Here is a 25,275-nt window from a genome sequence, read left to right on the forward strand (position 1 = left end):
CATACCGGCCATAAACCCGCTCCGCCACAGGTTTTTCTTGAAGTCCCTTGGTCAAGTTCCGGCAAGGTAGCGGTGGACCGGCCTGTGGAATCCCGAGAGATCGCCACGGCCGAGTCGCGCCGCCTCCACGGTGCAAGCCTGCTGAAAGCTCCCGGCGATAGATGTCGCTGCGCCCCCACGAGACGGGGCGGTCCGGCTCTCCGGAAACGGAATGCGCCCGCGCGGAGGGGCCCGCTTCACAAGCCGTTTTCAATCGGCGGTGAGAATGCACGGCTCTCCCCGCAGCGCCTGCCATGAATCCCACGCCCTTCCGCTCCGCTCGCCGACTTCCCGCCCCGCCCGATTCCGCCTGCCCGCCCCCGCCGGCAGGGTGCGCAGACGCTCCCGGTGCCGCCCCCGGCGGTGCCTGCCAGGCGCCCGGCCGCCGGGCCCGCACGCTGTGGCTCGGGCTGGGCATCGGCCTGGCTGCGGCCCTGGCCGGCTGCTCGGACAAGGCACCGCCCCCCGCGCCACGCGGCCCGGTGGAGGTAGGCGTGGTCACGCTGCAGCCCGAGCGCCAGTCGGTCACCACCGAACTGCCCGGGCGCACCAGTGCCTACCTCGTGGCCGAGATCCGGCCGCAGGTGGGCGGCATCGTGCAGAAGCGCCTGTTCACGGAAGGCGCGGAGGTGAAGGCGGGCCAGGCCCTCTACCAGCTCGATCCGGCGCCGCTGGAGGCCGCCCTCGCCAGTGCCGAGGCTTCGCTCAGCCGCGCCCAGGCCACGGCCGCATCGGCGGAATCGAACGCGCGCCGCAACGCCGAACTGGCGAAGATCGAGGCCGTGAGCCGACAGGTGGCGGACGACAGCCAGGCGGCGGCGCAGCAGTCGCGCTCGGACGTGTCCGTGGCCCGCGCCGCGGTGGCCACCGCGCGCATCAACCTGGGCTATGCGCGCATCCAGTCGCCGATCTCCGGCCGCACGACCACGTCGAGCGTCACGCCCGGCGCGCTGGTCACGGCCAACCAGACCACGGCCCTCACCACCGTGTCGCAGGTCGATCCGCTCTACGTGGACGTCACCCAGTCGAGCACCGATGTGCTGCGCTGGAAGACCGAACTGGCGCAGGGCCGCCTGCAGCGTGCCGGCGAGGGGCAGGCGCGCATGCGGCTCAAGCTCGAGGACGGCAGCACCTACGCCCACGCGGGCCGGCTGCAGTTCAGCGGCATCACCGTCAACCCCACGACCGGCGCGGTCACGCTGCGCGGCGTGGTGCCCAACCCGGACGGCCTGCTGATGCCCGGCATGTACGTGCGCGCGGTACTGGAGACCGGCGTGAACGAGCAGGCCCTGCTCGTGCCCCAGCAGGGGGTGGCGCGCGACGCAGCCGGCAATGCCAGCGTGCTGGTGGCCAACGCGCAGGACAAGGTGGAGCGCCGCGGCATCCAGGTGGGCGCGGCCGTGGGCAACCGCTGGGTGGCCACGGTGGGCCTCGCCGCCGGCGACCGCATCATCGTGGACGGCCTGCAGCGCATCCAGCCGGGCGACGCCATCCACGCCGTGGAGGTGAAGATCCCGCAACAGGGCGCGGCCGCCGCTGCGGCCAGGGCCTCCGCGCCCGCGGCCCCGGCTTCGGCCCAGGCTCCGGCGGCCTCGCGCTGACGCAGGAGCCCCCTCCATGGCCCAGTTCTTCATCAACCGGCCCATCTTCGCGTGGGTCATCGCCATCGTCATCATGCTCGCGGGCGCGATGTCGATCCGCAACCTGCCGCTGGAGCAGTACCCCGACATCGCGCCGCCGCGCGTGTCCATCAGCGCCACCTACACCGGCGCCTCGGCCAAGACGGTGGAGGAATCGGTCACGCAGGTGATCGAGCAGCAGCTCAAGGGGCTGGACAACCTCATCTACATGGGCTCGACCAGCGATGCCTCGGGCAACTCGCGCACCACGCTCACCTTCAATGCCGGCACCAACATCGACGTGGCCCAGGTGCAGGTGCAGAACAAGCTGCAGCAGGCCATGTCGCGCCTGCCCCCGGCAGTACAGAGCCGCGGCGTCACCGTTACCAAGGGCGGCAACGACTACCTGATGATCGTCACCTTCACCTCGCCCGACCCGTCGGTGACGCAGGTGGACATCGGCGACTACATCTCCAGCAACCTGGTGGACGTCATCAGCCGCATCGACGGCGTGGGCGACGTGGCCACGCTGGGCACGGGCTATGCCATGCGCGTGTGGATGGACCCGGCCAGGCTCGAGAAATACGCGCTCATGCCCTCCGACGTGGGCAACGCGCTGAACGCGCAGAACGCGCAGGTCTCGGCCGGGCAGCTGGGCGCCCTGCCCGCCGTGGGCCAGCAGCAGCTCAACGCCACCATCACCGCGCGCAGCAAGCTGCAGAGCCGCGAGGAGTTCGAGAACATCGTGCTGAAGGTCGCCACCGACGGCTCGATCGTGCGCCTGAAGGACGTGGCCCGCATCGAGCTGGGCGCGGACAACCTCACCATCACCTCGCGCCTGAACGGCCAGCCCGGTGCGGGCATGGGCGTGGTGCTGGCGGACGGCGCCAACGCCATGGCGGTGGCCGAGGCGGTGAACGCCAAGGTCGCCGAGCTGCGGCCCTTCTTCCCCTACCAGCTCAAGCCCTTCACGAGCTACGACACCACCCCCTTCGTGGAAGCCTCCATCGAAGAGGTCATCAAGGCGCTGGTGGAGGCCATGGCGCTCGTGGTGCTGGTGATGTACCTCTTCCTGCAGAACTTCCGCGCCACGCTGATCCCGGCCATCGCCGTGCCGGTGGTGCTGCTGGGTACGTTCGGCGTGCTGTCGGCCGCGGGCTACTCCATCAACACGCTCACCATGTTCGGCATGGTGCTGGCCATCGGCCTGCTGGTGGACGACGCCATCGTGGTGGTGGAGAACGTCGAGCGCGTGATGAGCGAGGAAGGCCTGCCGCCCAAGGAAGCCACCCGCAAGTCCATGGCCGAGATCACGCCGGCCCTGGTGGGCATCGCGCTCACGCTGTCGGCGGTGTTCATTCCCATGGCCTTCTTCGGCGGCTCCACGGGCGTGATCTACCGGCAGTTCTCCATCACCATCGTCTCGGCCATGGTGCTGTCGGTGCTGGTGGCCCTGACGCTCACGCCCGCCCTGTGCGCCACGCTGCTCAAGCCGATACCGAAAGGCGCGCACAGCCCGCACGGCGGCGCACCGCGGCGCGGCCCGCTGGGCTGGGTGGACCGGTTCTTCACGGGCTTCAACCACCGCTTCGACCGCACGGCCGACGGCTACCAGCGCGGCGTGGGCCGCATCGTGCGCCGGGGCGGCCGCATGATGCTGGTCTACGCGCTCATCGTGGGCGGCATGGCGGTGCTGTTCATGCGCCTGCCCACCTCCTTCCTGCCCAATGAGGACCAGGGCGCGGTGCAGGTGCAGATCACGCTGCCGGCGGGCTCGTCCAACACGCGCCTGCAGGCCGTGATGGCCGAGGTGCAGAAGTACTTCGCGGCACAGCCCGACGTGGTGAGCTTCAACTCCATCACCGGCGCCAACGGCGACCAGAGTTCCGCGCGCGGCTTCGTGCGGCTGAAGGACTGGAGCGAGCGCCCGCGGCCCGAGCAGAGCGCCGATGCGATCGCCCGCAAGGCCACGCGCGACCTGCGCCGGATCCGCGATGCGCGCATCTTCGTGGTGCTGCCGCCGGCTGTGCGCGGCCTGGGGGCCAACGCGGGCTTCAACTTCCAGCTCAAGGACCTGAACGGCCTGGGGCACGAGGCGCTGGTGGCGGCGCGCGACAAGGTGCTGCAGCTCGCCCGCGACCGCCACGAGGTCTCCAACCTGCGCGCCAACAACCCCGACGACACCTCCCAGCTGGGCGTGACCATCGACGATGCCAAGGCCGGGGCCCTGGGCCTGGCCACCGCGGACATCAACAGCACGCTCTCCAGCGCCATCGGCGGCACCTACGTGAACGACTTCCTGAACAAGGGCCGCGTCAAGCGCGTGTACATGCAGGGCGACGCGCCCTTCCGCATGCTGCCGCAGGACATCGGCCCCTGGACGGTGCGCAACAACCAGGGCCAGATGGTGCCCTTCTCGGCCTTCTCCAGCACCTACTGGACCTACGGCTCGCCCCAGCTGCAACGCTACAACGGCAGCCCCAGCTATGAGTTCGTGGGCGATGCGGCGCCGGGCGTCAGCTCCGGCGCGGCCATGGGCGCGATCGACGAGATCATGAAGCAGATGCCCCCGGGCATCGGCTACGAATGGACGGGCGCCTCCTACCAGGAGCGGCTATCGGGCTCGCAGGCGCCGCTGCTGTACGCGATCTCCATCCTGTTCGTGTTCCTGTGCCTGGCCGCGCTGTACGAGAGCTGGTCGGTGCCGTTCTCGGTGATCCTGGTGGTGCCCCTGGGCATCGTCGGGGCCCTGCTGGGCATCGGCATCCGCGGAATGTCGAACGACGTGTACTTCCAGGTGGGGCTGCTGACCACCGTGGGGCTCGCCTCCAAGAACGCCATCCTGATCGTGGAATTCGCCACCCAGCTGCAGGCGGCCGGGCGCAGCGTGATCGACGCCACGCTCGAGGCCGTGCGGCTGCGGCTGCGCCCCATCCTGATGACCTCGCTGGCCTTCGGCTTCGGCGTGCTGCCGCTGGCCATCGGCACCGGTGCGGGCGCGGGGGGCCGCCAGGCCATCGGCACCGCGGTGCTGGGCGGCATGGTGGCGGCCACCGTGCTCGGCGTATTCTTCGTTCCCGTGTTCTTCGTGCTGATCCGCGGCTTCTTCGCCCGGCGTGGTGCGCAGGCCGCGCCCGCCGCGGAGCATCCGCCTGCGGGCACCGGCGGCACCCCGCCCTCCAGCCCTGCCCCCGGAGCCTCCGCATGACGCGCGTGCCCTTCGCCCCCCTCCTTCCCCGCCCGCGCCTCGCCATCGGGGCGGCCCTGGCCGCCGCGCTGCTCGCGGCGGGCTGCACCAACCTCGCGCCACCCTTCTGGAAGCCCGCGCTGCCCGTGCCGGAGGAGGTCGGCACCCCGTCCACCCGCGGCACCGACAGCGTGACGATGACAGGCGTGGTGGACATCGGCCTGGGCCCCTGGGAGTCGTTCATCACGGAGCCGCGGCTGCGCGGCGTGATCACGCAATCGCTCGAAGCCAACCGCGACCTGCGCATGGCGGTGCTGGCCATCGAGCGCGCCCGGGCCCAGTACGGCGTGAGCCGCGCGGACCTCTTCCCCACCGTGGCCGCCACGGGTGCGGGCACGCGTGCGCGCACGGCCGACGACCTCACCGCCGCCGGCCGCGCCAACACCACCTCGCAGTACAGCGCCCAGATCGGGTTCACGAGCTACGAGATCGACTTCTTCGGGCGGATCCGCAACCTCAACGATGCCGCGCTGCAGGAGTTCCTGCGCGTGGGCGACAACGCACGCAGCGTGCGCCTGAGCCTGGTGTCCGACGTGGCCGGCGCCTGGCTCACGCTCGACGCCGACGCGCGCCGCCTGCTGCTCGCGCGCGAGACGCTGCGCACCCGATCGCAGTCGCTCGCCCTCGCGCGGCGCAGCTATGAACAGGGCGCCACCTCGGGCCTCACGCTCACGCAGACGCAGGCGACGGTCGATACGGCGCGCGCCGACCTCGCCAGCGCCGCCACCCAGCTCGCCAAGGACCGCAACGCGCTCCACCTGCTGGCAGGACGCCCCGTGGACGATGCCCTGCTGCCGCCCGCAGCCGTGGAGGCGCTGGCGCCGCCGCCTGCAGAGACCGGGGCCTCCGCGCCGGGCGGCGACCGCGCCGGCAGCCCCGATCCGGCGCGCTGGCAGCGGCCCACGGTGTCGGTGGCGCAGGCCCTGGCGGTGCCCGCGGGCTCGCTGCCGTCCTCGGCACTGCTGCGCCGCCCGGATGTGCAGGCGGCCGAGCGCTCGCTGCGGGGTTCGTTCGCCAATATCGGCGCGGCGCGCGCCGCGTTCTTCCCCTCCATCACGCTCACCACCAGCGTGGGCACGGCGAGCAATGAGCTATCGGGCCTCTTCGGCGCGGGCAACGGCATCTGGAGCTTCGCGCCGCAGATCCGCCTGCCGATCTTCGACGGCGGACGCAACCAGGCCAACCTGCGCGTGGCCGAGGTCGCGCAGGAAACCGCCCTCGCCCAGTACGAGAAGACCGTGCAGGCGGCCTTCCGCGAGGCGGCGGATGCACTGGCCGAGCGCGCCACGCTGCAGGAGCGCCTGCAGGCGCAGCAATCCCTCGTGGACTCCAGCCAGCGCGCGCTCGACCTGACCCTCGCGCGGTGGCGGCTGGGCGCCGACAGCTACCTGGCCGTGCTGGATGCGCAGCGCTCGCTCTACACCGCGCAGCAGGGGCTGATCGGCGTGCAACTGGCCGACCAGTCCAACCGGGTCACGCTCTACAAGGTACTCGGCGGATGGGGCGGGGAGCCGGACGCCGGCAAGCCGTGACGGCGCCCTTTCAAGGTGCCGCGACGCGGATGACGCTGACGATCGCCGCGGCGCAGTCCAGGCGCATCTGGCGGGCGCACGTGCCGCCGGTGTCGCTCGAACGCACGGCGATGCCCCGGGCCTCCAGCAGGCGCAGCGCGGCCTCGGTATTGAGCGCCCCGACCGGCGGTACGCGCCCGGCGCCGGCAGCGCCCTCCCGCATGCTGGCGCCGCCCGCCAGGTGGGCCTCGATCTGCACGCAATCCCCTGGCCCGGCCTGCAGGCGCTGCAGCATCGCCTCCACGGCCTGGTCCACATAGCGCGCCCCGCCCGGCGGGTATGGTGCGGGCGCGCAGGGCAGCAGGCAGTGCGCCATGGCGTAGAGGCCACGGGACTTCCAGAGCAGCGCGATGCCGACGCACGAACCCAGCGTGGCCTTGAGCAGCTCGGGGCTGCGCCCCAGGGCCAGCTCGCCCATGCGCACATGGACCTGCTCGGCGCGATACGTCATGCCGCTGCTCTCTCGTAGATCTGCGGCTGCACGAACTGGAACGGCACGTTCAAGGACGTCAGCGATTCCGACTCGCCGATCACCAGCTTCCCCTGCCGGCGCAGCGACGGCGCGAGGTGGTGGACAACGCGGCGGATGTCGTCGGCAGTGAAGTAGATCAGCACGTTGCGCAGGAACACCACGTCGAAGCGGTCCTGCCACGGTACCGGCTCCATCAGGTTGTGCGGCTCGAAGGCGATGCAGCGCCGCACGGCGTCTTCCAGCATGAACTGCCCGGGCCGCCGGGCGGCGTCGTAGCGCTCGAAGATCTCGGGGTGGCCCGCCCGGAACGCCGCCACGGAAGACCCGGAGTACCGGCCCGCGCGCGCATGCGCCAGCACGTCGGTGCTGATGTCCGTGCCCAGGATCTCGTAGGAGAACCCGGGCTGCTGGCGGCGCACCTCCTCGCAGCAGATCGCGATCGTGCAGGCCTCCTCGCCGGTGGAGGCCGCGGCCGACCACACCCGCAGCGGCCGTTCCCGCTCCTCCCGGGCCCACCCTGGCAGGAACACGTCGCGGAAGTACTGCCAGACCTTGGGCGTGCGGAAGAAGGAGGTCTGGTGGGTCGTCACCGCATCGACGAAGGGCTGGCGCTCGTCCTCGTTGCGGTCCAGGTGCTCCACGTACCCGGCATAGGAATCGATGCCCAGGTGGCGCATGCGCGGGCGCAGCCGGGCCTGCAGCATGGTCTTCTTGGCCTCGACCATGTGGATGCCGGTGTGCCCGCGCACCCGCTGCAGCAGCCGCAGCAGGGTCGCGCCGTCCATGTCGCCGAACTCAGGCATCGGCCATCTCGGCCTCCAGCTCGCCGATGGACGCGAAGATGCGGGCCGCATCCAGCGTCAGCACATGCGTGGGCGTGCTGCCCTCGCCCTGGGTTTCGAGCACCTCGGAGACGTGGTGGCGCGTCCGGGGCGTCAGGGCATTGCGCATCAGCGAGGGAATGGGGTACTTGCCCGCGGCGTCGATGTGCACGATGCTGCGTACCCGGTCCACCTGCAGCCCCAGCAGGGTGTCGCCCTGCTGGAGCACCACCACCTTCGGCTCGAGCACATCGTCGGGTCCGGGCTCGCCCAGCTGGTAATAGCGGCGGATGTCCACCACCGTCACCAGCTTGCCGCGCAGGTTGTACATGCCCGAGACGAATTCCGGCGCGCCCGGCACGGGGATCAGCCCGTCGCCGCAATCGATGATTTCCCGCACGTCCTGCATCGGCAGGCCGAACGCCTGCCGGGAGTCGAACCACAGGAAGGTCTGGCGCACGCCCGCCTGCCGCGAGGAAGCATGCGCCTTGCGGTCCCGCGAAGCGAACAGGCTGCTGTGCTGGCCGGAGATGCGGCCGATCTCGCCGTGGTCCAGCACCCCCTGGCTGTCGAGCAGGAACACGTGGCCCCGCTCGCCCAGGTCCAGGCACCCGGCGAACATGCTGGCGCGGTGGCGCGTCAGCACGGGCACGTGCATCACGTCGTCCTCGGAATAGGCGACGATCGCCTCGACGCTGTCCACCAGCAGCCCCACGTGCATCGCTCCGGCCTGGAGCACGACGATCCGCTGCTCGGCGGTATCTTCACCCTCCGTGCCGGCACCGGTCTGCAGCAGGTCCCCGAAGCGCACCACCGGGACCACGTTGTCCCGGATGTGCATCACGCCCGCGCACAGCGCGTCCTGCACCGGGGAGCGTTCGATGCCCCGGGCCTGCACGATCTCGTGCACCCCGTGGATGCCGAAGCCCAGCAGCAGGTCCCCCACCCGGAAGGTGATGCAGCGGGTGCGGTTGCGCTTGGCCCGGGAAGCGTCACCCTCTCCCGCGGCCATGCCGGCACGGGGCACGTTCTCGATCGCCACCAGCCGGTCGAGATCGAGCACGCGCACCAGATCGCCACCGATCTTGAGCACGCCTGCCACCACGCGGTGGGTGGATTGGTCCTGGTAGCCGAACAGTGCCTGCTCGTCGCCGCGGGGGCGCATCACGCGCCGGGTGTCGTCGAATAGCAGCCCCAGGCGGACTCCGCGGTGCTGGACGATCACCACCTTGGCAGCCGCGGGGTCATCGGCAGCGCCCAGCCCCAGCAGGCGGCGCATGTCGAGCATGGGCACGATGGTGCCGCGCAGGTTGAAGACGCCCACCACGAAGTCGGGCGCCAGCGGCATGGCGACGATCCTGCCGGGCAGGTTGACGGCCTCCTGCACGTGCCGGACGTCGATGGCGAACTCTTCGTCGCCCAGCGTGAAGGAGGCATAGACCGCGGCCTGCCCGGCGGGGGCCGGCAGCACAGGCGCGGTGGCTTGCGGATGGCTCAAGGCGGCTCTCCTGTGCCGGGCGGATCAGCCCTTGGCCTTGAAGTCGGCGAAGGCCGCGGCCAGCTGCTGCGCGCCGCCGTCGAGATCGCGGCACGCCATGTCGATCCCTTCGGAAGCGGAGGCCGACTTCTCGGTTTCCTCGGCGATGTGCTGGATGGCGTCGCCGATCATCTTGACCGCGCCGAGCTGCTCCTCCGCGGCACTGGACACTTCGGAAATCGCCTGGCCGGTCTGGCGGATGCTCTTGACGATCTTCGTGAAGGCATCGCCGGCCTGCCTGGATACGTCGCTGCCCTGGACGATGAGCTTCACCGAGCCGTTGATGAGCTTGGAGATTTCCTTCGTCGCCTGCGACGAGCGCTCGGCCAGCTTGCGCACCTCGTCGGCCACCACGGAAAAGCCGAGCCCGTGCTCGCCCGCGCGGGCGGCCTCGATGGCCGCGTTGAACGCCAGCATGTTCGTCTGGCTCGCGATCTCGCTGATGACCTTGACGATCTCCGACATGTCTTCCGATGAGCGGCCGAGCACTTCCATCGACTCGATCGCCTTGTTGATCGCCTGGGCGCCCTGCTCCGCCTCTTCCTGCGTATGGCGCGCGACGGCATCCGTGCCCTTCGCGTTCTGGGCGATGGAGTGGATCGACGCCGTGAGCTCCTCGATCGAGGCATTCATTTCCTCGGTGGTCGCGCACAGGGCCTGGGCACCGGTCGCCACCGCGCCCGACTTGCCGAGGATGCCGCGGGTCTGCTCCGACAGGCTTCCGACCAGGGAGCCGATGGACTTGTCGAGGTCCTCGGCCCGCCGCTTCTCTTCATGGATGTCCTTGAGCGACCCGGCCACGCGCAGCGGGTTGCCTTCCGCATCGCGCAGCGTGGTGCCGCGGGCGCGGAACCAGCGGTATTCGCCCGAGCGCACCTTGCAGCGGTACTCGAGGTCGTAAGGCGTCTTGCCCGTCTTGTCCATCAGGTGGGCAGCGAAGGCCTCGAACGTCGGGTCCTTGTCGTCGGGGTGCAGCAGCGAGCCCCAGCTGTCGAGCACGTTCGGGAAGTCGGTCTCGTCCTGGTAGCCCAGCAGCTTGCGGAACTGGTCGGACCACCAGAACGGCGTCTGCGGCTGCACATTGCCGTCGGCCGGGTACGCCATGTCCCACAGGCCTTCGCTGGCGCTCTGGTTCACCAGGTCGAAGCGGATCAGCGCGCTGTCCAGTTCTTCCTTCTGCTTCTTTTCTTCGGTGATGTCCTTGAGGGACCCGGCCACGCGCAGCGGGTTGCCTTCCGCATCGCGCAGCGTCGTGCCGCGGGCGCGGAACCAGCGGTACTCGCCCGAGCGCACCTTGCAGCGGTACTCGAGGTCATAGGGCGTCTTGCCCGTCTTGTCCGTCAGGTGGGCAGCGAAGGCGTCGAAGGTCGGGCCGCTGTCCTCGGGGTGCAGCAGCGATCCCCAGCTGTCGAGCACGTTCGGGAAGTCGGTCTCGTTCTGGTAGCCCAGCAGCTTGCGAAACTGATCCGACCACCAGAACGGCGTGCTCGGCTCCACATTGCCATTGGCCGGGTAGCGCATGTCCCAGAGGCCTTCACTGGCGCTCTGGTTCACCAGATCGAAACGGGTGAGGGCTTCAGCCAGTTCCTGCTCGAGCGTGGAAGGCGGCTGCGAGGAGTTGGCGGCGGTCGTGGGCAGATCGGACATGGAATTTTCGTGATCGGGTATTGACAAATTCCCACGCAAAGGTTTGTCATTTTTGCGACATTGACCTGCATGGCACGCTTCCCGCGACGGGAAGAGCCGGCAATATCTCACAAATTGCTACAAGTGATTGCAGAATGGGTATTTGTCCTACACCCCCGCCAAGCGCCCCCCAGCGGCCAGTGCCGATGGTGCTCAGGTATCCAGGGGCAGCAGCGTCACTTCCATCGCATCGTCCAGCCATGCCATGACGGGTTCGCCGGCTTCGTCGGCCACCCCCTGTCCGAAGAACTGCGACGCGCAGAGCACCTCCACGTCGATGCCCTCCAGGCTGTGGCGGGCGATCACCGCGCCGATGCAGGCCGCTCGCGCCCGCTCCACGATGCCCCAGACGATGGCCGTGCCGGCTGCGCACTGCATGCTGGCCAGCAGCGCCTCGGACCGCGCTCCGTCGGCGGACTTGTCCGCCAGCCAGGGCAGTTGCCCCGCCAACCGGGGATCGCACAGCAGTACCTCCAGCAGTTCGCGAGCCTTGGCGGGCTGCAGGGGCACGACGACGAAGCGCTCGGTATCGAAGCGCGGCGGGTGGGCGGGCAGCATGCCCATTTGCGCGGTGGCGTTCTGCAGGCCCATGGGGAGCTCCAGGAAATATCGATGCCGCGCAGCATCGCCCCCCGCCATGGCGTTCGCACGCCCCGCTCCGAAGTGCCGTGCCGGCACGCGAACGGCCCCGTGCGGCCTGCCCGCATGCACCAGTGCGGGGCGGTGCACCGAAGCGGTTCACGCCCGCATGCCACGTCGCAATCAAGCGTTATGGATTCCATAACGAAAACCATGCAAATTGCAGTAGCCCGCGCAGTAGATTCGCTGGACGCCCTCCCGACCGTACCCGCACGCCGATGGTGCCCGCATCCTGGCACGCGCATTGCAACAGGCTTCGCGTGGCCAAGGCTGGCCACGTGGTCCGTCCCTCCTGCAATGGCGCAGGCGGAACGGGCCCAGGACGAAGGCGTCCCCACCCGTGCGAGCGGCCCGCTGTTGCGGCGCATGCAGGGTGCGGACGCCTTTTTTGTTTTCCGAACCGCCCGTGGGGGTCACGATGAAGAAATCCAGATTGGTGATGGTGGGCAACGGCATGGCCGGCGTGCGCGCGCTCGAGGAGCTGCTGAAGATCGCGCCCGATCTGTACGAGATCACCGTCTTCGGCGCCGAGCCGCACCCCAACTACAACCGCATCCTGCTGTCGCCCGTCCTGGCCGGCGAGCAGACGCTGGAGGAGATCGTCCTCAACGACTGGTCCTGGTATGAGGACAACGGCATCACGCTGCACGCGGGCTGCACCGTGCAGGAAGTGGACCGCACGCGGCGCATCGTGCGCGGCACGGACGCCGCGGGCCGCACCATCGAGGCGCCCTACGACCGGCTGATCCTCGCCACCGGCTCCAACCCCTTCATCCTGCCCATTCCCGGCAAGGACTTGCAGGGCGTGCTGGCCTACCGCGACATCGCCGACACGCAGGCCATGATCGACGCGGCCGCCACCTACCGCGACGCGGTCGTGATCGGCGGCGGGCTGCTCGGCCTGGAGGCCGCCAATGGCCTCATGAAGCGCGGCATGCGCGTCACCGTGGTGCATGCGAGCGAATGGCTCATGGAGCGCCAGCTCGACGACGTGGCCGGCCGGATGCTGCAGAAGTCGCTGGTGGAGCGCGGCATGGGCTTCCTCATGAAGGCGCAGACCCAGGAACTGGTGGGCGACGCCTCGGGCCGCGTGGCCGCCGTGCGCTTCAAGGACGGCACGGAGGTGCCCGCGCAGCTCGTCGTCATGGCCGTGGGCATCCGCCCGAGCACGCAGCTCGCCGAGAGCATGCGCCTGCACGTGAACCGCGGCATCGTGGTGAGCGACACGCTGCAGACGGTGACCGACGCGCGCATCTACGCCGTGGGCGAATGCGCCGCGCACCGCGGCATCGCCTACGGCCTCGTGGCGCCGCTCTTCGAGCAGGGCAAGGTGCTGGCCAACCACCTGGCCGAGTACGGCATCGCGCGCTACCAGGGCTCGCTCACCTCCACCAAGCTCAAGGTGACGGGCATCGACCTGTTCTCCGCCGGCAACTTCCAGGGCGGCGAAGGCACCGAGGAAATCGTGATGAGCGATCCCTTCGGCGGCGTGTACAAGAAGCTGGTGATCCGCGACGACCAGCTGGTGGGCGCCTGCCTCTACGGCGATACCGTGGACGGCAGCTGGTACTTCAAGCTGCTGCGCGAGGGCCGCTCCATCGGCGACATCCGCGACAAGCTGATGTTCGGCGAATCCCACCTCGGCGACACCGGCCACCAGGGCCAGAGCAAGGCCGCCGCCATGCAGGACGCCGACGAGGTCTGCGGCTGCAACGGCGTGACCAAGGGCGCGATCTGCAAGGCAATCAAGGACAAGGGCCTGTTCACGCTGGAGGACGTGCGCAAGCACACCAAGGCCAGCGCGAGCTGCGGCTCCTGCACCGGCCTCGTGGAGCAGATCATCATGTTCACCGCCGGCGGCGACTACTCCGCCACGCCCCGGACCAAGGCCGTCTGCGGCTGCACCGACCACGGCCACCAGGCCGTGCGCGACGCGATCCGCACGCACCGGCTGCTCACCATCCAGGACGTCTTCCACTTCCTGGAATGGAAGACCCCCAACGGCTGCCCCACATGCCGGCCGGCCGTGAACTACTACCTGATCAGCACCTGGCCCAAGGAGGCGAAGGACGACCCGCAGAGCCGCGCCATCAACGAGCGCTCGCACGCCAACATCCAGAAGGACGGCACGTACAGCGTGATTCCGCGCATGTGGGGCGGCGAGACCACCGCCGACGAACTGCGCCGCATCGCCGACGCGGTGGACAAATACAACATCCCCACCGTGAAGGTCACGGGCGGCCAGCGCATCGACCTGCTCGGCGTGAAGAAGGAAGACCTCGTCAACGTCTGGAAGGACATCGGCATGCCCAGCGGCCACGCCTACGCCAAGGCGCTGCGCACGGTGAAGACCTGCGTGGGCAGCGAATGGTGCCGCATGGGCACGCAGGACAGCACCCAGATGGGCAAGGACCTGGAGCGCGCGATGTGGCGCATGTACGCCCCGCACAAGGTCAAGTTCGCCGTGAGCGGCTGCCCGCGCAACTGCGCCGAAGCCGGCATCAAGGACGTGGGCATCATCGGCGTGGACTCCGGCTGGGAGATGTACATCGCCGGCAACGGCGGCATCAAGACCGAAGTGGCCCACTTCTTCACCAAGCTCAAGACCGCCGAGGAAGTGCTCGAATACACCGGCGCCTTCTGCGAGCTCTACCGCCAGGAGGGCTGGTACCTGGAGCGCACCGTGCACTACGTGAACCGCGTGGGCCTGGACTACGTGAAGAAGCGCATCCTCGAAGACCACGAAGGCCGCAAGGCGCTCTGGGCCCAGCTGCAGTTCGCGCTCGACGGCGAACCGGACCCCTGGTTCGAGTTCGACAAGGCCGCGGTGGACACGCGGCAGTTCGTCCCGCTGGCGCCTGCCGCGGCCGCAACGGCAACCCCCCGTTGATTCCGTGAACGTCCCGATCCTTTCCCCCATACCCACGAGAGGCCCCCGATGACCCAATGGATCCCGATCTGCCGCGTGGACGACATCCCCGTGCTCGGCGCGCGCCGCGTCGCCCGGCCGCACGGACTTGACGTCGCGGTGTTCCGCAACGACGCCGGAGAAGTCTTCGCCCTCCTCGACCGCTGCCCGCACAAGGGCGGCCCGCTCTCGCAAGGCATCGTCTTCGGCCGCAGCGTCGCCTGCCCCCTGCACAACTGGAGCATCGGCCTGTGCGATGGACAGGCCGCCGCGCCGGACGAAGGCTGCACGCCGCGGTTCGCGGTGAAGGTGGAGGACGGGGAGGTGTTCCTGGATGCGGGAGAGCTCGCGGGGCATGCGGTGGGGGAGACCAGGCCGGTGGCGGGGCCGGCGAGGCGGGGAGTGGCGGCGGGGGCCTAGGGCCTCGGCCTCGTCTGCCTGGTGGCGCCATGAGCCGTTGTGTTGTGTTTTCCTCCCGGAGCCGGGATTTCGCCCCGGCGGGCGAGTCACTTTCTTTCGCTTCGCCGAAAGAAAGTAACCAAAGAAAGGGCGACCCTGCTGGATGCGACCCCGTTCGCCCGCAGGGCGAACGGGGCAACCTGGGGTGCTCGGGGGTGGGGTGTGCCGTGGAACTCGCTGCGCGCACTCCGTGCGCTCCGCTCGGACAACCACGGCAAGTCAGTTCACGATGCGGGCGTGTCCTGCGGCACGCCCGCCACCCCACCCCCTGCGCGCCCCAGGCGCATCCAGAAGGGGTGATCCGGGCCGTCGCTGCGCTCGGCCTTCCAAAAACACCGTGCGCGGTGCAACGCACTCGCGCACCACAGGCCGAGCGAAGCAATGGCCCGTATGCTGCACCCCGCCCTCGTGGCTGCGCCGAGGAGCGCAGGGCGCGGGGCGGGCAGGCGTGCCGCAGGACACGCCTGCTTCGTGATCTGACTCGCCGTGGTTGTCCGAGCGCAGCGCACAAAGTGCGCGAAGCGAGTTCCACGGCGCCGCCCCGCGTCCGAGCACCGCAGGCTGCCCCCTTCGCCCCTCCGGGGCGAAGGGGGACGCAGACACCAGGGCTCGCCTTTTCTTTGCCTACTTTCTTTTGGCGAAGCAAAAGAAAGTAGGTGCGCCGCCGGGCGCACACCCCGGCCCCGGGAACCAACCAACCAGCAGCCCCCCCGCCATGCACAAAGAAACAAAATCCACCTGCCCCTACTGCGGCACCGGCTGCGGCGTCATCATCGAATCCACCGGCGACCGGATCACCGGCGTGCGCGGCGACCCCACCCACCCCGCCAATTTCGGCCGCCTCTGCACCAAGGGATCCACGCTGCACCTCACCGCCACGCAGCCCGTCACCCTGCAGACCCGCCTGCTCACGCCCCTGCACCGCACACAGCGCGGCCAGGCGCCGGCCCCCATCGGCTGGGATGCCGCGCTGGACATGACCGCCGGGAAGTTCGCCGGCATCATCCAGGCACACGGCCCCGATGCGGTCGGGTTCTATGTGTCGGGCCAGTTGCTCACCGAGGACTACTACGTCTTCAACAAGCTGGCCAAGGGACTGATCGGCACCAACAACATCGACACCAATTCCCGCCTGTGCATGAGCAGCGCCGTGGCAGGCTACAAGGCCACGCTGGGCGCGGACGCCCCCCCGGCCTGCTATGAAGACCTCGCGCTGGCGCAGTGCCTGTTCATCACGGGCAGCAACACGGCCTGGGCGCACCCCATCCTCTTCCGGCGGATCGAGGACGCGCGGGCCGCGAACCCGGGCCTGAAGATCATCGTGGCCGACCCGCGCCGCACCGAAACGGCGGCGATGGCCGACCTGCACCTGCCCATCCTGCCCGGCACCGACGTCATGCTCTGCCACGGCATGCTGCACCTCATGCTCTGGGAGGGCTGGGTGGATGCCGGCTACATCGCGGCGCACACCACGGGCTTCGAGGCGCTCAAGGCCACGGTGCGCGACTGCACGCCCGCGCGGGTGGCCGAGGTCTGCGGCATCACCGAGGCGCAGCTCGCCACGGCCGCGCGCTGGTTTGCGCTCGGTGGTGCCGATGCACCCGTCGGCAGCGCCGGAGCCCGTGCCCCGACACTGAGCCTCTACTGCCAGGGCCTCAACCAGAGCAGCAGCGGCACCGACAAGAACGCGGCCCTCATCAACCTGCACCTGGCCTGCGGGCAGATCGGGCGTCCTGGCGCGGGCCCGTTCTCGCTCACCGGCCAGCCCAACGCCATGGGCGGGCGGGAGGTGGGGGGACTGGCCAACCTGCTCTCCGCCCACCGCGACCTGGCGAACCCCGCGCACCGCGCCGAGGTGGCCGCGCTCTGGGGCGTGCCCCAGGTGCCCGCCACGCCGGGCAGGACGGCGGTGGAGATGTTCCAGGCCGCCGCCGACGGAGAGATCCGTGCGCTGTGGATCGCCTGCACCAATCCCGCGCAGAGCCTGCCGGACCAGGCCACGGTGCGCCGCGCACTGGAGCGCGCGGAGTTCGTCGTGGTGCAGGAAGCCTTCTCCACGACAGCCACCTGCGCCTACGCCGACCTGCTGCTGCCCGCCACCACCTGGGGCGAGAAGACGGGCACCGTCACCAACAGCGAGCGCCGGATTTCGCGGGTGCGGCCGGCCGTGCCGGCGCCAGGGCAGGCCCGGCACGACTGGGCGATCGCGGTGGAATTCGCGCGCCGGCTGCAAGATCGGCTGCGCCCGGAAGGCGCCAGCCTGTTCCCTTACGACACCGGCTGCGCCGAGGCCGGGGCCGAGGCGGTCTGGAACGAGCACCGGGAGACGACGCGCGGGCGCGACCTGGACATCACGGGCCTGTCGTGGGCGCTGATCGACCGCCAGGGGCCACAGCACTGGCCGTTTCCGGAAGGGGCCGCCCAGGGACGCGCACGTCTCTATGAAGATGGAGTCTTCCCCACGCCGGACGGCCGCGCGCGCTTCGCCGCCGCGGCCTGGAAGCCCGTCGCCGAGCCGCGCAGCGCCCGCTATCCGTTCAGCCTCACCACCGGCCGCCTGCGCGACCAGTGGCACGGCATGAGCCGCACCGGCACCCTGGGCCGCCTCTTCGGCCACACCCCCGAACCCTGCGTGCAACTGCACCCGCAGGACATGGAGCGCCGCCGGCTCGCCGAAGGCGAGCTGGTGCGGGTGGAAAGCCGGCGGGGCGCGGTCATCGTGCCCGTGCAGGCCAGCACCGACGTGGGTCTCTCCCAGGCCTTCATCGCCATGCACTGGGGCGGCGAAATGCTCTGCGGCCATGCCGGTTCGCAGGATGGCACCGCAGACGGCACGGATGCACCGCCTCCCGCCCTGGGCGTGAACGCCGTCACCTCGCCGGCCTTCTGCCCGGCGTCGAAGCAGCCCGAGCTCAAGCATGCGGCCGTCCACATCGAGCGGGCCGCCCTGCCCTGGCGGCTCTACGGCATGGCCTGGCTGCCGGCGGACGAGGCCCTGGCCGTGCGCGCGCAGCTTGCCGGCCTGCTGGCCGGCTTCCCCTTCGCGGTCTGCGTGCCGTTCGGCAACAACGCCCCCCTGTCGGAGCCCACACGCGAGCGCCACGGGGTCCTGCTGCGGGTAGCCGGCACCGCGCCCGCACCCGATGCCCTGCTGGCACGCATCGAGGCCCTGCTCGGCCTGGGCGGCGCCGACACGCTCCGCTATGCCGACGCCCGGCGCGGCCAGCGGCGGGCCCTGCGGCTCGAAGCCGCGCCTGCAGCGTCCGGCGGGCCCGGCGTGGAGCACGGCACAGGTGGCGCCGATGGCAATGAACTGCGGCTGGGCGCCCTGCTGCTGGCCGGAGACACCAGCGCGGAGGCCTGGCTGCGCGACCTGCTGCAGCAAGAGCGGCCCGCGCAGGGCTATGGCCGCCGTCTGCTGTCGCCCGGCCTGCAGGCCCCGGACAGTGCCACGCCTGCCCCGCCGCGCAGCCGCCCCGTGTGCAGCTGCATGAACGTGAGCGATGCGGCGATCGCAGCACAGCTCGGCCAATGCCACGGCGGCGATGCCGAGCGGCTGGGCCAGCTGCAGGCGGCGCTGGGCTGCGGCACGCAGTGCGGCTCCTGCCTGCCGGAACTCCGCCGCATGGTGCGGGACAGCGCAGCCGTGCCGGCCACGGAGTCCTCCATATAACCGGAAGTTCTCTGAATTACGGGAGAATGCGCGTCCCCGCGACATCCGCTCCACGCACCACCAATTTCCGCATCCATGGGCAGCATCAGCCACTATCTCAAGGACCTCGGCCGCGGCGCGCGCGGCGCCCGTGCCATTGGCCGCGAACAGGCCGCCGATCTCTTCGGGCAGGTGCTCGACGGACAGGTCACCGACTACGAAGTGGGCGCCTTCTGCATCGCCATGCGCATCAAGGGCGAAACCGCCGACGAGATGTGCGGCTTCCTCGACGCCACCCACGCCCGCCTCGCTCCCGTTCCCGCCGGCGATGTGCCCACCATCGTGCTGCCCAGCTACAACGGCGCGCGCCGGCTGCCCGTGCTCACGCCGCTGCTCGCGCTGCTGCTCGCCCGCGAGGGCCTGCCCGTGCTGCTGCACGGCATGCGCACCGAGGCGCGCCGCGTGCTCGCCAGCGACGTGCTGCAGGCCCTGGGCGTCGCACCCATGGAGTCGCCCGAAGCGGTCGCGCCCGGCAGCGTCGCGCACGTCCGCACGGGCCTGCTTTGCCCGGGGCTCGCGCGGCTGCTGGCAGTGCGCGAGGTCGTCGGCCTGCGCAACCCGGGGCACAGCGTGGTCAAGCTCATGAACCCGGTGCGTGGCCCGTCGCTGCTCGTCACCGCCTACACCCACCCCGAGTACCTGGAGATGCTGCACGCCACCTTCGCTGCGCGCGGCATGGACGTGCTGCTCTCGCGCGGCCTGGAGGGCGAGGTCGCCGCCGACCCGCGCCGCACGCCCCGTTACGACGCCTTCGTGCGCGGCGCGCACCATGTGTGGGATGAGCAGCAGCCCGGCACCGCGGCCGAGGTGCCCGGCCTGCCCGCGGACATCGACGTGGACAGCACCGCACGCTACACGCAGCAGGTGCTCGCGGGCGAACTGCCCGTGCCCGCCCCGCTCTCCCGGCAGGTGGAACACATCTTGCGTCTTGCCCGCCAGAACCCTACGGAGACAGCCCCATGAACCGTTCCGCCCCTCCCTCGCAGACCGGCCCCACCTCGCCGGCCCGCCCCTACGGCGCCGCGCCGCGCGGCACCTGCACGCTCGTCGGCGCGGGACCGGGCGACCCCGAACTGCTCACCCTCAAGGCCCTCAAGGCCATCCAGGCCGCCACGGTGCTGCTGGTGGATGACCTCGTCAGCGACGAGATCGTCGCCCTCGCCGCGCCCGGCGCGCGGGTGGTGCACGTCGGCAAGCGCGGCGGCTGCAAGAGCACGCCGCAGGCCTTCATCGAGAAACTCATGGTCATGGCCGTGAACGAAGGCGAGAACGTGGTCCGGCTCAAGGGCGGCGATCCGTTCATCTTCGGCCGCGGCGGCGAAGAGGTCGAACACCTGCGCGCGGCCGGCATCGAGGTCACCGTGGTCAACGGCATCACGGCCGGCCTCGCGGGCATGACCCTGCTCGGCACGCCGCTCACGCACCGCGAGCACGCCCACGGCGTGGTCTTCGTCACCGGCCACGCCAAGCCCGGCGACAGCGGCATCGACTGGCGCCAGCTCGCCGCCACGGCCCGCGCAGCGCGCCTGACGCTGGTGATCTACATGGGCGTGAGCAGCGCCGCGCACATCCAGGAGGAGCTGCTCACCGGCCTACCGGCCTGCACGCCCGTGGTCATCATCCAGCACGTGAGCCTGCCCTGCCAGCGCCACGCGCTCACCACGCTGGGCGAGCTGCACGCCACCATCGAGCGCGAACAGCTCGGCAGCCCCTCGGTCATCGTGGTGGGCGACGTGACGGCCGGCGTGGCCGCCGCGGCCGGTACCGGCCTGGGCCAGCCCCTGCCGGTGGCGCCGCCGCCGCTGCGGCACGCCGGCTGAAGGCGCCGGCGGCCTGCGCAAGATTTTTCACCCGAAGAGGTTTCCATGGCCGCCCTCCCGATCCCCGCAGCGCACTCCCCAAAGCCTTCCGCCCCGGGCCCGGCCGGCAGCGGGGAGGCCGACATCTCCCTGGTGAACCTCGCCGCGCGCCAGCGCATGCTGTCGCAGCGCATCGTCCTGCAGACCGTCCTGGCCGTGCAGGGCGAGGCCGCCCAGGCCCTGGCGGCGCGCCAGACCCTCCAGACCTTCGAGTCCAGCCAGGCCCGCCTCGTGCAGACGCCGCGCCACCTGGATGCCGCCTCGGCACGCGAGGTGGATGCCATGTACCACGGCCCCCGCGGCGTCGGCGCCACCATCGATGCGTTCGCCCGCCAGGCCCGCGCCGCGCTGGACCTGGCCGACCAGGGCAGCACCCGCGCGGCGGATGCCCTGGCGCCGCTGGTGGCCGCCACCGATGGCGTGCTCGAGGCCCTGAACGCCGCCACCACGGTCTTCGACCAGATCCAGCGGCGGCAGTCCGAGGACATGATGGGCGAGCTGTCGGGCATCGTCGCCTCCATCCAGACCGTCGCGCGCGAGGCCAAGGTGGTGAGCTTCAACGCCCAGGTCATGGCCGCCCGGGCCGCCGCGCACGGCCGCGAGTTCGCCGTCGTGGCCAACGTGCTTTCGGGCATCACGGCGGAAATCGACCGCCTGTCGCTGCAGGCCGTATCGCTTGCCGGCCGTGGCCGGCGGGCGGTTTGACGGACGGCCGCGCCGACGGCGCACCGCGGCGCACAGGCTCTTACAACCGCGCGGAATCGAAACACTTCGCCCGCATTCCCTCCTCCTATGATCCAGCCCGGCCGTGCGTTCCGCCCGGCCCCGCGCCGGCAAGGCACGGCCTTTCGCAGGCGCGGCCATCACACTCGGGTTTATCCGGCGAAACCGGGAGGGAGAGAAACCATGGCACATCTTGGATCCGTGGGGAGGGCCGTCGCACTGGCCGCCAGCCTGCTCGCATGCAGCGGCGCGGCATGGAGCTATTCCATCAGCAACGGCCAGGTGGTGGACGACGCCGGCCAGGCCGTGCAGCTGCGTGGCGTGAACTGGTTCGGCTTCGAGACCGGAGAGCACGTGGTCCACGGCCTCTGGGCGCGCAACTGGAAGGACATGATCGGCCAGATGCAGCAGCAGGGCTTCAATGCCGTGCGCCTGCCCTTCTGTCCGCAAAGCCTGCGTGGCACCGGCCCCGGCAGCATCGACTACAGCCGCAACCCCGACCTGCAGGGACTGAACTCGCAGCAGATCCTCGACAAGGTCGTGCAGGAAATCAGCGACCGTGGCATGTTCGTGCTGCTGGACCACCACACGCCGGACTGCCAGGCCATCAGCGAGCTCTGGTACACGCCGGCCTACAGCGAACAGCAGTGGATCGCCGACCTGGTCTTCGCCGCCAACCGCTACAAAGGCGTGCCTGGGGTGATCGGCATCGACCTGAAGAACGAGCCCCATGGCGCCGCCACCTGGGGCACCGGCAATGCCGCCACCGACTGGAACCGCGCCGCAGAGCGCGCCGCCGCCGCGGTCGCGCAGGCCGCGCCGCGCTGGATCGTCGCGGTGGAAGGCATCGGCGAGAACCCCTCCTGCTCCACCGGCAGCGGCCACTTCTGGGGAGGCAACCTGGAGCCACTGGCCTGCACGCCGCTGGACATCCCGGCCGACCGCCTGCTGCTGGCGCCGCACACATACGGGCCGGACGTGGCCATGCAGTCGTATTTCAATGCAGCGGATTTCCCCGCCAACATGTCCGCCATCTGGGAGCAGCACTTCGGCCGCTTCGTGCAGGCCGGCCACGCCGTGCTGCCGGGCGAATTCGGCGGCAAGTACGGCCGCGGCGACCCGCGCGACGTGCAGTGGCAGAACGCCCTGGTGGACTACCTGATCGGCAAGGGCATCCGCAGCGGCTTCTACTGGTCCTGGAACCCCAACAGCGGCGACACCGGCGGCATCCTGGACGACGACTGGAACACGGTGCGCACGGACAAGGTGCAACTCCTGAACCGGCTCTGGGGCACGGGCGGGGCCAACCCCAACCCCAACCCCAACCCCAACCCGAACCCGAACCCGAACCCGAATCCGAATCCGAATCCGAATCCGAATCCGAATCCGGGGGCGAGCTTCGGCGTCAAGCAGATCACCGACAACGACTGGGGCGCGGGCTACTGCCAGCGCGTGCAGGTGACCAACAGCGGCGGCGCCGCAGGCGACTGGACGGTCTCCATCGGCGTGCAGGGCACGGTCAACAATCTCTGGAATGCGGTCTGGGCGCAGTCGGGCAGCACGCTGCAGGCCTCCGGTGTGTCGTGGAACCGCACGCTCGCGCCCGGGGGCACGGCGGAATTCGGCTTCTGCGCGGCGCGCTGACCGCGTCAGGTCTTTTCGCCCACGAGGCGGATTTCCACTGGCAATCCGGCCTGGGCAAAGCTGCGCGCCACATTCTCCATCTGGGCTGGCCCCATGCCCGGATGGCGCGAATACCGTCCTGACTGGTTGAGGATGTAGAAGCGTTCCTTCGCGGCGTCCCATCCCAGCTCACCGGAAATGCGCGCCTCCTTGCCCCACCATTGCCCCGTCGCGGTGTCCTTCAGCGTGCCGGGCAGCAGGCTCGGATGGCCCAGTCGGCGGGATTTCCCGGTATCGGGATCATGTCCCACCTCCGTCTCGGGCCCGAGCAGCAGCGTTCCGCCAGGGCCGATGCACCAGAGCATCGGCCTGCCGCGCTTCACGCGGTCCAGGTCGACCGATGCATCGAGCCGCACATTCCCTGGATTGCCCGGCGCAACAGCCATCCGTTCCGGATTCTGCGCAGCCTCCCACCCATGGACATGGGGCTTGCCGTGCTTGAGGCGTGCTCCGTGCAAGGCGCCCCACTCCGCATCCATGCGACGGGCGTGCTCCTCGCCGACCAGATCGGCGAACGCGACCGCCTGCCCATGGACCGCCGCGGCCTGCATGCGCGGCGGCGCAGACAAGGCCCTGCGTCCGGGCAGCCCCTCCCGCTCGGCCCTGCGCCTCGGCGCCAGCCCCAACGGAGGATGGGCCGAAGACGGCCGCAGGGCTTCTCCTGGATCCACGGGTGCCGGCACGTTGACGGCAGCATGCGGGACCGTTCCCATGGCCTTCCGGCCGACTGTTTCCATAGCGGATGCTCCACAGATTGACTGGAAACACATCTTGGGGGTCCGACCGGCGATACCGCACCGCAGGCGCGAAACAGCCTCCCCGGAAAACGAATCCCGGCCTCCGGGGCCTGCAAGACCGCAGGGGCTGCGCGAAGGCTGCGCTCAGCCGTGCGCCAGCGCCGCCTCGCGCTGGATCTGCGCGAAACGCTCTGCCTGCTCCTTGCGCAGACTCTTGCGCAGCAACGCCGCCTCCCAGCGCCGCCGCTCATCCGCCGTGGAAGGCGACAGTGGCGGCACCGGCGTGGGCTTGCGGGCCTCGTCCACCGCCACCATCGTGAAGAAGCAGCTGTTCACGTGCCGCACGACCTGGGTGCGGATCTCCTCGGCCACCACCTTGATGCCCACCTCCATCGACGAGGAGCCGGTGTAGTTCACGCTCGCCAGGAAGGTGACCAGTTCGCCCACGTGGATGGGCTGCAGGAAGGTCACCTGGTCCACGCTCAGCGTCACCACATAGCTGCCCGAATAGCGGGCCGCGCAGGAGTAGGCGACCTGGTCCAGCAGCTTGAGGACCGCACCCCCGTGCACGTTGCCGGAGAAGTTGGCCATGTCGGGCGACATGAGCACCGTCATGCTGAGCTGGTGGGCGGGGCTGTGGGGCATGGTCATGGCCGCGATTCTAGGGGGCGGCGGCTGAAAGTCCTTGTTTTCCGCAGGGTCGGCAACCCGGCCGTTCCAGGGAGAAGCAGGCAGTAAATCTGCAACGGGCTGTTATTCATCGCATGCAAAGAAACACCTATGTAAGCATCCGAAATTCCGCTCGCAGGAATTCCGTCTGGCGGTAACCTCGAATGCTGCGCCGCAACATTCCTGAACCACCGCCCACCCCAAGGAGGAAACCATGGACCTCACCACCCGCCTGCTGCTCCAGAACCGCGCCTGGGCCGACGAGATGACTTCCCGCGATCCCGCCTTCTTCGAGAACCTCGTGAGCGGCCAGCAACCCCGGGCCTTCTGGATCGGCTGCGCCGACAGCCGCGTGCCCGCCGAACGCATCACCAACGCCCTGCCGGGCGAACTGTTCGTCCACCGCAGCGTCGCCAACCTCGTGCGGCCGGACGACACCAACATCATGAGCGCCCTCCAGTACGCCATCGACGTGCTGCGCGTGCCGGCCGTCATCGTCTGCGGCCACGAAGGCTGCGGCGGCGTGCGGGCCGCGCTGCTGCAGTCGCGCGAGCGGGTGGGCGAACCCGGCGAAGGCGACTACCTCGGCCGCCACATCCGCCCGCTGCGCTCGCTCTACCGCCGCCGCGTGCAGGAGATCGAAGCGGGCGAAGGGCTTCCAGACGCCGAGCAGGACCTGAGCTCGCGCGTGGACCGCTTCGTCGCGCTCAACGTGGCCGAGCAGGTGCACGTGCTGTCCGCCACCGGGCCGGTGCGCCAGGCCTGGGAACGGGGCCAGCCGCTCGCCCTGCTGGGCTGGGTCTATGCGCTGCGCGACGGGCGCCTGCGCCAGGTGATCGCCCTCGACGCCGAAAGCCGCCACTGGGCCGAAGCGGCCTGAAGATGCCAGGAGAC

General features: G+C 70.2%; 18 protein-coding genes. 11 read left to right on the plus strand and 7 right to left on the minus strand.

Going from position 1 to position 25,275, the window contains the following annotated elements:
* The first annotated feature begins 293 nt into the window (after positions 1 to 293).
* From ACAV_RS15065 to ACAV_RS15075, 3 genes are read left to right on the plus strand one after another with little or no spacing between them, the layout of a single operon-like run.
* Positions 294 to 1,640 carry an efflux RND transporter periplasmic adaptor subunit gene (locus tag ACAV_RS15065; protein ID WP_013595432.1) on the plus strand — a complete coding sequence of 449 codons (1,347 nt, stop codon included), beginning with the start codon at positions 294 to 296 and terminating at the stop codon, positions 1,638 to 1,640.
* Between the two features lie 16 nt (positions 1,641 to 1,656).
* Positions 1,657 to 4,866 (plus strand): efflux RND transporter permease subunit, encoded by a 3,210-nt coding sequence (locus tag ACAV_RS15070; RefSeq protein ID WP_013595433.1) that lies wholly within the window; start codon positions 1,657 to 1,659, stop codon positions 4,864 to 4,866.
* Complete coding sequence (locus tag ACAV_RS15075) at positions 4,863 to 6,437, plus strand: TolC family protein (RefSeq protein ID WP_013595434.1); 1,575 nt, start codon at positions 4,863 to 4,865, stop codon at positions 6,435 to 6,437. Before ACAV_RS15070 ends, ACAV_RS15075 begins: the two co-directional genes overlap by 4 nt.
* 10 nt (positions 6,438 to 6,447) lie before the next feature.
* On the opposite strand, the gene ACAV_RS15080 is transcribed toward ACAV_RS15075, so the two are convergent.
* The 5 genes from ACAV_RS15080 to ACAV_RS15100 form a co-directional block, all read right to left on the minus strand.
* A complete protein-coding gene (locus ACAV_RS15080; protein ID WP_013595435.1) occupies positions 6,448 to 6,927 on the minus strand; it encodes a chemotaxis protein CheD in 480 nt (159 codons plus the stop codon).
* A complete protein-coding gene (locus ACAV_RS15085) occupies positions 6,924 to 7,751 on the minus strand; it encodes a CheR family methyltransferase (RefSeq protein WP_013595436.1) in 828 nt (275 codons plus the stop codon). The genes ACAV_RS15080 and ACAV_RS15085 overlap by 4 nt, the downstream gene beginning before the upstream one ends.
* A complete protein-coding gene (locus ACAV_RS15090; RefSeq protein ID WP_013595437.1) occupies positions 7,744 to 9,267 on the minus strand; it encodes a chemotaxis protein CheW in 1,524 nt (507 codons plus the stop codon). The genes ACAV_RS15085 and ACAV_RS15090 overlap by 8 nt, the downstream gene beginning before the upstream one ends.
* A gap of 24 nt (positions 9,268 to 9,291) precedes the next feature.
* Entirely contained in the window at positions 9,292 to 10,953 is a 1,662-nt protein-coding gene (locus tag ACAV_RS24985) for a methyl-accepting chemotaxis protein (protein ID WP_013595438.1), read from the minus strand.
* A gap of 192 nt (positions 10,954 to 11,145) precedes the next feature.
* Positions 11,146 to 11,583 (minus strand): GNAT family N-acetyltransferase, encoded by a 438-nt coding sequence (locus ACAV_RS15100; RefSeq protein WP_013595439.1) that lies wholly within the window; start codon positions 11,581 to 11,583, stop codon positions 11,146 to 11,148.
* A gap of 466 nt (positions 11,584 to 12,049) precedes the next feature.
* Between ACAV_RS15100 and nirB the strand changes: the two genes are divergently transcribed.
* The 7 genes from nirB to ACAV_RS15135 all read left to right on the plus strand — a co-directional run bounded on the left by nirB (position 12,050) and on the right by ACAV_RS15135 (position 22,936).
* Entirely contained in the window at positions 12,050 to 14,521 is a 2,472-nt protein-coding gene (gene nirB, locus ACAV_RS15105; protein WP_013595440.1) for a nitrite reductase large subunit NirB, read from the plus strand.
* A 48-nt stretch (positions 14,522 to 14,569) separates the two neighbouring features.
* A complete protein-coding gene (nirD, locus tag ACAV_RS15110) occupies positions 14,570 to 14,959 on the plus strand; it encodes a nitrite reductase small subunit NirD (RefSeq protein WP_013595441.1) in 390 nt (129 codons plus the stop codon).
* Positions 14,960 to 15,713: 754 nt separating this feature from the next.
* Positions 15,714 to 18,671 carry a nitrate reductase gene (locus ACAV_RS15115; RefSeq protein WP_013595442.1) on the plus strand — a complete coding sequence of 986 codons (2,958 nt, stop codon included), beginning with the start codon at positions 15,714 to 15,716 and terminating at the stop codon, positions 18,669 to 18,671.
* Between the two features lie 75 nt (positions 18,672 to 18,746).
* Entirely contained in the window at positions 18,747 to 19,673 is a 927-nt protein-coding gene (gene ybiB / locus ACAV_RS15120; RefSeq protein WP_013595443.1) for a DNA-binding protein YbiB, read from the plus strand.
* Positions 19,670 to 20,530 (plus strand): uroporphyrinogen-III C-methyltransferase, encoded by an 861-nt coding sequence (gene cobA / locus ACAV_RS15125; protein WP_013595444.1) that lies wholly within the window; start codon positions 19,670 to 19,672, stop codon positions 20,528 to 20,530. The genes ybiB and cobA overlap by 4 nt, the downstream gene beginning before the upstream one ends.
* A 45-nt stretch (positions 20,531 to 20,575) precedes the next feature.
* Complete coding sequence (locus ACAV_RS15130; protein WP_013595445.1) at positions 20,576 to 21,274, plus strand: type IV pili methyl-accepting chemotaxis transducer N-terminal domain-containing protein; 699 nt, start codon at positions 20,576 to 20,578, stop codon at positions 21,272 to 21,274.
* A 201-nt stretch (positions 21,275 to 21,475) separates the two neighbouring features.
* Positions 21,476 to 22,936 (plus strand): cellulase family glycosylhydrolase, encoded by a 1,461-nt coding sequence (locus tag ACAV_RS15135; protein ID WP_013595446.1) that lies wholly within the window; start codon positions 21,476 to 21,478, stop codon positions 22,934 to 22,936.
* A gap of 5 nt (positions 22,937 to 22,941) precedes the next feature.
* Here ACAV_RS15135 and ACAV_RS15140 read toward each other — a convergent pair whose 3' ends face one another.
* Positions 22,942 to 23,712 carry a hypothetical protein gene (locus ACAV_RS15140; RefSeq protein ID WP_013595447.1) on the minus strand — a complete coding sequence of 257 codons (771 nt, stop codon included), beginning with the start codon at positions 23,710 to 23,712 and terminating at the stop codon, positions 22,942 to 22,944.
* 144 nt (positions 23,713 to 23,856) lie between these two features.
* Positions 23,857 to 24,363 carry an acyl-CoA thioesterase gene (locus ACAV_RS15145; protein WP_013595448.1) on the minus strand — a complete coding sequence of 169 codons (507 nt, stop codon included), beginning with the start codon at positions 24,361 to 24,363 and terminating at the stop codon, positions 23,857 to 23,859.
* A gap of 232 nt (positions 24,364 to 24,595) precedes the next feature.
* On the opposite strand from ACAV_RS15145, the gene ACAV_RS15150 reads away from it, so the two are divergent.
* A complete protein-coding gene (locus tag ACAV_RS15150) occupies positions 24,596 to 25,261 on the plus strand; it encodes a carbonic anhydrase (RefSeq protein ID WP_013595449.1) in 666 nt (221 codons plus the stop codon).
* The last annotated feature ends 14 nt before the right edge of the window (positions 25,262 to 25,275 follow it).

Origin of the sequence: Paracidovorax avenae ATCC 19860 (genome assembly GCF_000176855.2) — a bacterium.
Taxonomy (GTDB): domain Bacteria; phylum Pseudomonadota; class Gammaproteobacteria; order Burkholderiales; family Burkholderiaceae_C; genus Paracidovorax; species Paracidovorax avenae.

Excerpts from the sequence above, each read along its gene's own strand:
- nirB (WP_013595440.1), top strand. The coding sequence starts at position 12,050 with ATGAAGAAATCCAGATTGGTGATGGTGGGCAACGGCATGGCCGGCGTG.
- ACAV_RS24985 (WP_013595438.1), bottom strand. The coding sequence starts at position 10,953 with ATGTCCGATCTGCCCACGACCGCCGCCAACTCCTCGCAGCCGCCTTCC.
- ACAV_RS15145 (WP_013595448.1), bottom strand. The coding sequence starts at position 24,363 with ATGACCATGCCCCACAGCCCCGCCCACCAGCTCAGCATGACGGTGCTC.
- ACAV_RS15070 (WP_013595433.1), top strand. The coding sequence starts at position 1,657 with ATGGCCCAGTTCTTCATCAACCGGCCCATCTTCGCGTGGGTCATCGCC.
- ybiB (WP_013595443.1), top strand. The coding sequence starts at position 18,747 with ATGGGCAGCATCAGCCACTATCTCAAGGACCTCGGCCGCGGCGCGCGC.
- ACAV_RS15115 (WP_013595442.1), top strand. The coding sequence starts at position 15,714 with ATGCACAAAGAAACAAAATCCACCTGCCCCTACTGCGGCACCGGCTGC.
- ACAV_RS15080 (WP_013595435.1), bottom strand. The coding sequence starts at position 6,927 with ATGACGTATCGCGCCGAGCAGGTCCATGTGCGCATGGGCGAGCTGGCC.
- ACAV_RS15140 (WP_013595447.1), bottom strand. The coding sequence starts at position 23,712 with ATGGAAACAGTCGGCCGGAAGGCCATGGGAACGGTCCCGCATGCTGCC.
- ACAV_RS15085 (WP_013595436.1), bottom strand. The coding sequence starts at position 7,751 with ATGCCTGAGTTCGGCGACATGGACGGCGCGACCCTGCTGCGGCTGCTG.
- ACAV_RS15130 (WP_013595445.1), top strand. The coding sequence starts at position 20,576 with ATGGCCGCCCTCCCGATCCCCGCAGCGCACTCCCCAAAGCCTTCCGCC.
- ACAV_RS15135 (WP_013595446.1), top strand. The coding sequence starts at position 21,476 with ATGGCACATCTTGGATCCGTGGGGAGGGCCGTCGCACTGGCCGCCAGC.
- ACAV_RS15150 (WP_013595449.1), top strand. The coding sequence starts at position 24,596 with ATGGACCTCACCACCCGCCTGCTGCTCCAGAACCGCGCCTGGGCCGAC.
- ACAV_RS15075 (WP_013595434.1), top strand. The coding sequence starts at position 4,863 with ATGACGCGCGTGCCCTTCGCCCCCCTCCTTCCCCGCCCGCGCCTCGCC.
- cobA (WP_013595444.1), top strand. The coding sequence starts at position 19,670 with ATGAACCGTTCCGCCCCTCCCTCGCAGACCGGCCCCACCTCGCCGGCC.
- nirD (WP_013595441.1), top strand. The coding sequence starts at position 14,570 with ATGACCCAATGGATCCCGATCTGCCGCGTGGACGACATCCCCGTGCTC.
- ACAV_RS15065 (WP_013595432.1), top strand. The coding sequence starts at position 294 with ATGAATCCCACGCCCTTCCGCTCCGCTCGCCGACTTCCCGCCCCGCCC.
- ACAV_RS15100 (WP_013595439.1), bottom strand. The coding sequence starts at position 11,583 with ATGGGCCTGCAGAACGCCACCGCGCAAATGGGCATGCTGCCCGCCCAC.